This is a genomic window from Candidatus Phytoplasma palmae, assembly GCF_046896035.1.
Lineage (GTDB): Bacteria > Bacillota_I > Bacilli_A > Acholeplasmatales > Acholeplasmataceae > Phytoplasma > Phytoplasma palmae.
The window spans coordinates 686-2,233 of sequence record NZ_JBIPDD010000027.1 but is presented as its reverse complement, the minus strand read 5'-3'; the positions used below and the strand labels follow the sequence as shown (position 1 = coordinate 2,233).

The window sequence follows — 1,548 nt, the reverse complement described above, 5'->3', positions numbered from 1 at the left end:
GTTGCAAACATGGAATTCAAGGTACATATTCTCTCCAAAATGGCTTCCTTTTCAAGGGAAATCGATTATGTGTGCCGAAGAGTTCATTTAGAGAATTGTTGATCCGAGAAGCACATGGTGGAGGTTTGGCTGGTCACTTCGGCGTGAACAAAACTCTTGAAATCCTTCAAGAGCACTTTTATTGGCCAAAGATGAGTGGAGAGGTACATGCTATCATCTTGAGGTGTGCAACTTGTCAAAGAGCAAAGAGTCATTTCCATCAAGGGCTGTATACTCCCCTCCCAGTACCATTACAGCCTTGGGAAGATGTGAGCATAGATTTTATTGTGGCTCTTCCAAGAACTCAGAGGGGAAAAGATGCCATTATGGTGGTCGTTGATCGGTTTTCTAAAATGGCTCATTTTATTCCATGTCACAAGACGGATGATGCATCTCATGTGGCTGATCTTTATTTCAAGGAGATCATTCGCCTTCATGGAGTACCAAAGACCATTGTATCTGATCGTGATTCTAAGTTTTTAAGTTATTTGTGGAAGACCTTATGGAGAATGCTTGGAACCAGACTTCTATTCAGCACCACTTGTCATCCTCAAACCGATGGCCAAACAGAAGTAACCAATTGCACTCTCACTACGTTACTTCGAGGAATGGTTAGTAAATCTCTAAAAGATTGGGATTTGAAGCTTGCACATGCTGAGTTCGCTTATAATCAATCACCGAGTTATACTACTGGTCGATCACCCTTCGAAGTTGTGTATGGAATCAATCCGCTCACACCGATTGATTTAATTCCTATTCCATCCAATTCACAAGTGAACTTTGATGGCAAAGAGAGAGCTGAATCAATGAAAAAACTCCATGAGCAGATTCGAAGCAAGATCGAGAAGGCTAACGAGTCTTATAGGAAGAAAGCTAATAAACATCGGAGGAAGGCTCATTTCCAACCAGGTGATCTTGTGTGGTTACACTTAAGGAAGGAAAGATTTCCTTCTCAGCGGAAGAATAAGCTTATGCCTAGAGCTGACGGTCCATTTGAAGTTCTCGAGAGAATTGGCGAAAATGCTTACAAGATTGATCTTCCTGGAGAATATGGAGTTTCGGCAACTTTTAATGTAGGTGATCTTTCTCCTTACTTGGAGGATGATGACTTGTCAGATTTGAGGACAAATCTCAAACAACCCGGGGGGACTGATGCGGGAGCATCCGAGACTACTGATCAATCCTTAAGTCCTGAGCAGATTCCTTCGGCAAAACAAACACTATCGGTACTTATTCATGCCAAGACTAACTTCGGTTACAACTTGCTTCGATGGGTTAAGGAATGATGATACCAATATCAAAATTCGTTGCTGATCGATGATATATCAAAGGGGAGTTATTCAGGATCAGTTCCATAGTGATTTAATACTCTTTGGAAGTAGATATTTGCTAGTTATTGTTGGTGGACGAATTTTGAAGGCTGAAGAGATAAGACTCCTAGTCCCCATGTCATTTATTTGCTAGTTATTGTTGGTGGACGAATTTTGAAGGCTGAAGAGATAAGACTCC

The 1,548-nt window shown here is 41.3% G+C and carries 1 protein-coding gene and 1 pseudogene; both read left to right on the top strand.

Features of this window, described 5'->3' with window-relative positions; genetic code table 11:
- Window positions 1-191: 191 nt before the first annotated feature.
- Window positions 192-578, top strand: a pseudogene (locus ACHMP6_RS01810) (integrase catalytic domain-containing protein); the annotation flags it as partial.
- Window positions 579-956: 378 nt separating this feature from the next.
- Complete coding sequence (locus tag ACHMP6_RS01805; protein WP_412097820.1) at window positions 957-1,325, top strand: hypothetical protein; 369 nt, start codon at window positions 957-959, stop codon at window positions 1,323-1,325.
- Window positions 1,326-1,548: the final 223 nt, after the last annotated feature.